This is a genomic window from Endozoicomonas arenosclerae, from assembly GCF_001562015.1.
In the GTDB taxonomy this organism is placed as follows: domain Bacteria; phylum Pseudomonadota; class Gammaproteobacteria; order Pseudomonadales; family Endozoicomonadaceae; genus Endozoicomonas_A; species Endozoicomonas_A arenosclerae.
The window spans coordinates 1-4483 of sequence record NZ_LASA01000204.1 but is presented as its reverse complement, the minus strand read 5'-3'; the positions used below and the strand labels follow the sequence as shown (position 1 = coordinate 4483).

Here is a 4483-nt window from a genome sequence, read left to right as displayed (position 1 = left end):
TTTGGATTTGTAAAAACAGCGTATCGAGGCATCGGGAAAAATGACAATAAACTGGCCACTCTTTTTGCTCTGGCTAATGTGGTTAGATTGGATCAAATGCTACGTAGGGGTTAATCTGCCTATCAGCCGAGAAAACCGGCTGAAAAGTAGATAATGAGCGACCCTATCCTCGCTTTTAGTTCTAAGAATTGTGTTTTAGAACATGCTCAAAGGATTGATGGACTTCTTCACACCTTCCCTAGGTTTCATAATAGGGAATGAGGAGGAGTGGGATTGAGTCAAACCAAAGGACACTAATAGATAACTAATAGTTGAACCTTTGGTCTTCCCCTATAGCAAGGGATTAGAAACTCACTCCTCCTTCCCACCAAACCAGACGAGTAAAGAAGAAAGGGAAGTGTGGGTGTGGCGTTTTTGTGAATTGCACTTATTGCGCACCCCACTTAATCCTCATCCATTCAATATCGGTTCACCCCTCCTCACCGTAGACTAAGTACCAAAGCAGATTACATGCTCTTCAATAGCTTACGCCTCACAGTACGCACCTCATAACTCCAGCCCTCTCCCGCGTAACAAACACTGAAGACAAACTGAAATGAGCAAAGGCATAAGCAAACATCAACAGACGATACTGTCCCTTCTGATCTCCAGTGGTGATAAAGGAATGCGTGTACCAGACATTGCAGCCTCAACACTCACCAGAAATTATTCGGTAACCCGTGCATTAACTAGCCTGCTTAGACGTGGTTTGGTGGTGAAGGAGGAGAAGTCAAAGACATGGTTTCACTTTGAGTACTCAAGCGGTACTGATGTGGCTAGAGAATTGCAGGAGCAGAAGGAGAAGGATAGAGCCAATAAGAAAAAAGCTAGGGAGGATAGGGAGTATCAGAGTCTGTCAGCAAGGAAGGGAAGGCTGGACAAGACCATTGATAAAACCTTGAGAATGATTAGGGTGCATTGCGAATTCGGGGACTACGATGAGGCACTGACAGCACTGGAGAGGATGATAGGCACACATCTAAAGCAGATAACAAACATATGCGGGTTCGAAATACTGGATGCCTACAAGGACTACATTCAAGAGGCGCTCCCTTCAAGTCTAATGTTTATCTCAGGAAAAGAGCAACGCATAGCTATGAGCCTTACTCTATATCAGGCTGACAGAAGGGAACTCATGGAAAGGTGGTTGCGCTGCGAGTTCACCGATGAACTCAGGGCAGAGTATGTGAACTTGGAGTGTGACTTGGCCGTTCAGATTGCTAAAAAGATGATCAGGGGTTATCAGAGAGGCTCTCTGACAGGCGAGCAGTTCTTTGGAGGCATGCGAAGAGCACGGATAGCTCAGCTAAGGGAGAGCAAAATCAATGCAGAACTTAGAGATAAGAGGAAAAAACAGTTCGAATCTCTCAAGGAAACCCATTCAGAGATTTATGAGCAGAGAAAGCTATATCTCCCACCATACGAAAATGAAAGCTGTTGGAAATTCTTCATCACACATCACGGGCTCCAGTTCACTGAATAATCCTAATCCCTTCCTATAGGAGATACGGAGGCGCAATAATCGCTTCTCTTAACTTCTCCATTGGGACTCCACAAGTCCTTAGAAGAGTGGTGAGAACAAAAGGACTTCTCACTACTCACAACAATTAAAACCCAAAGCAGCAGACTGTAATAGCTCCAGAGCACCTCCTTTGTTTCTTAAAAACTTTGGTGGGCTGGTGCTATTGTGGCTGGAGCTATTTCAAACTGCGAAACAAGAATATTGAAAAAAGACATAAACGAACATTACGAACTGACTTCAATCAGTAAGCCTGTGATGATTAAAACCTTTGGCATGACAGAGCAGCAGGCCAAGCTTATTCACAAGCATAGAAAGACCTTTGAACTAATTCACGATGCTGAGCGGCTAGACACTGGGATTGATGCAAGAGTTCTATGGTTTGAAATTGGTAAACCATATGGTGAAAGGAATTTCAGTAAGTGGTTTAACTCCTCAGTAGTCAAGTTCATGCTGGTTAAAGGAATCGACTACGACGAATACTCAAAAGACAGTCATGGAAACTTGCGCACACATTTTACGCGCAAGATTAATTCTCACGGTGGGAACAATCGTATGAATTACATTGTCACTGTCTCAGCTGCGAAAGAGCTTGCAATCACAGCAGCAACTGAAGCAGGGAAGGCGTACAGAACCTACTTCATAGCGGCAGAGAAATTGCTTAGGGAGTTAGAGAGATACAACCCTCCCCGAATGCTAAGCAAGGGTAACCAGAAGAAGCTGAGACATTTTGCAGCTAAGGAGTACAGAGGCTTTGGGGCTGAGTCCCGTGGTTTTCTCTCTGCAGTGAATTCTCTTGTATGCCTTCATGCCACTGGAGCTAGACCTAAGCAATGGGACAAGTCCGGAAAGTCCAACCCTCAGAATTGGTTAGACGGTGAGTACATGGAGAGGTATCGACAGGTTCAGGATGTAGTTATTAAGGCTGTACTCAAAGGCACTGGGCTCTCAGAGATTACTGATAGTCTGGAGCTTCTCTATCCAGCTGATGATGCTCAAGCTTACTTGATAGCTATGGGGGAAGTTAATGCGTAATAAGGTTGAGAAGATTGTTAAGCAAACTCAATACTCTTTTAGTTCCCTGAACACCTACATTCTACTTAAAGAAAAGCAGTACAGAAAACTATCTGAGCGTGAGCCTCTATGTAATTTAAACAAAGAGATCAGGGCAGCGATTGATCAGTTGTCCGTGATAGAGGGGATACTTTCAGGCAGTACTGTCACTGTAAAAACTATTGAACACCATGCTTTTATACGAAGCCTCAGAGATAAAGCTGGGCAACTAGTTTCCACCGATATTGCCAAGGCTGTGGCCTTTCTTTATACCACTAAGCACCATAGACGAAGACTCAAGGATATTCGTAGGAAAATATTCGATAAGTTGGATTACTTGAAGAGTGTCAGTCAACTAAAGGAAAAGGAATTATGTATAGAAATGTTGACAGGGATTTAAGGACTCCAGCATCTTTAGCAAAGGCAACGTGTGGCGAGATTGGCTGCTACATTGAAGAGGTGAGACGCAAGCTGGCTGAAGAGGTGACTAAAGAAAACCTTATAGGGACTCTTTCCAATTTCAAGGCAGAGGTTCAGTTTGGAATTGACCATCTATCAGTGATTCAGTGCTGGCTTGAAAAGATTGGTAAGCCACATAGAACAGAAGCTACAGGAGCCCTTTCTTTTCTTAACGATATTAGTGATAGAGCGTACCACATTAAAAACATTAATCCCTTAGAGGCTCTAGCCTTATACATTGAGCTAAGGGAATGGAAGGAAAGGATGAGAGATTTACTTTTCAGCCTTGAAAACAAATTGAATAGGTAGATTGAAAATAAGTGAGGAGGATTAAGAAGGAAATGAATTTAACTCCTTCTCATTAATCAATTAACCCACCATATCAAATTAGATTTAGAAGCTGTTATGAAAGAATTTAATAGAAAGGACGTAGAAACAAAGGATGTTTCTGTAAATAGTATTGATGAAGCATATAGAGTTTATGAGGTCTGCACAGGGTATAAATACGAAGACAGAGAAGATAGGTCAGGGTTTGACTTGAACCTATTGGACTCTTTTGAAACTGAGCCTAAGCCCACCAATGCAATTAAGAATGCTGAGAAAGAGCAATTAGACTTTAAGGTTTTTGATACTGTTCAATGCTCTATCCCTGAGCACCTCTGCTCAACCACTGATGCTGTAGAAAAAATGGTCAGATACTTTTGGGATAACAAGTATACAGACTGTCTGAAAGCGACATCAGAGTATTTCCGTAAGCTGTCACTATTTACTGCTGCCTACGCTGACCGCTCTGAGCATTCTAAAAAAGTACGTAACCAGGTGAGCAGTAATCATGATGCAGCGATTTTGTATATTCAGAAGTGGGAAGCTGAACAGCAAGAAAAGGCTGCTAGTGGCGCATCTTTTCTGGACGCAATCAGAGAACTTGTTAAAGGAAATAAGAAGGCAGAAGAGGCATTGGAAAATGCATTAGAAGCTGAAGATGCTCGAAAGCATGTATACGGTAACTCAGGTAACAGTACTTTCAAGACTCCTAAAGGTCAGAGCTTTGAAGGGCTCACTCAGTTAGCTTAACTCCTCCCACTCCAATCACATTTGAACGAATAAGCAATAAGATATTATGAGATACACTGATGAATTAACTGGTGGCGTTTACCATGCACCAGGAGCACTAGGGAAGGTGTGAACAAGTTCCTTGTGAGCTAATCTACCATCAGCTCATATTTGGAGTTCACCATGAAGAATCAGCTCACGTTTGCCGACTGCGAGTTCACCCAAAAAAAGCGACAGACTCGTAAAGAGAAGTTCTTACTCAGAATGGAGAAGCTGATTCCCTGGTCTCGATTAGAAGCCGTCATTGAGCCTTTTTATCCAAAGCCAGGTAATGGAAGACGCCCTTACCCGCTAGCAACC

Annotated in this window: 6 protein-coding genes; all 6 read left to right on the top strand. The window is 42.9% G+C overall.

Annotated features, from left to right (window positions below; all coding sequences use genetic code 11):
* Positions 1-595 precede the first annotated feature (595 nt).
* On the top strand, positions 596-1522 hold the full coding sequence (locus WG89_RS27210) for a MarR family transcriptional regulator (RefSeq protein ID WP_062270794.1): 927 nt from the start codon (positions 596-598) through the stop codon (positions 1520-1522).
* 204 nt (positions 1523-1726) lie between these two features.
* Positions 1727-2593: an antA/AntB antirepressor family protein gene (locus WG89_RS27205; protein WP_153301864.1), complete on the top strand. Its 867-nt coding sequence runs from the start codon at positions 1727-1729 to the stop codon at positions 2591-2593.
* The gene (locus WG89_RS27200) at positions 2586-3011 is read left to right on the top strand and encodes a hypothetical protein (RefSeq protein ID WP_062270792.1); all 426 of its coding nucleotides are present in this window, start codon (positions 2586-2588) and stop codon (positions 3009-3011) included. Before WG89_RS27205 ends, WG89_RS27200 begins: the two co-directional genes overlap by 8 nt.
* Positions 2984-3379, top strand: coding sequence for a hypothetical protein (locus WG89_RS27195; RefSeq protein WP_062270791.1), 396 nt, complete (start codon positions 2984-2986; stop codon positions 3377-3379). The genes WG89_RS27200 and WG89_RS27195 overlap by 28 nt, the downstream gene beginning before the upstream one ends.
* A 96-nt stretch (positions 3380-3475) precedes the next feature.
* Entirely contained in the window at positions 3476-4144 is a 669-nt protein-coding gene (locus tag WG89_RS27190) for a hypothetical protein (protein WP_062270790.1), read from the top strand.
* A gap of 162 nt (positions 4145-4306) precedes the next feature.
* Positions 4307-4483, top strand: a 177-nt coding sequence (locus tag WG89_RS27185) for a transposase (protein ID WP_479686501.1), incomplete at its 3' end; no start/stop codon positions are given.

Coding starts and splice junctions, on each gene's coding strand:
- WG89_RS27210 (WP_062270794.1), top strand. CDS start 596: ATGAGCAAAGGCATAAGCAAACATCAACAGACGATACTGTCCCTTCTG.
- WG89_RS27200 (WP_062270792.1), top strand. CDS start 2,586: ATGCGTAATAAGGTTGAGAAGATTGTTAAGCAAACTCAATACTCTTTT.
- WG89_RS27195 (WP_062270791.1), top strand. CDS start 2,984: ATGTATAGAAATGTTGACAGGGATTTAAGGACTCCAGCATCTTTAGCA.
- WG89_RS27190 (WP_062270790.1), top strand. CDS start 3,476: ATGAAAGAATTTAATAGAAAGGACGTAGAAACAAAGGATGTTTCTGTA.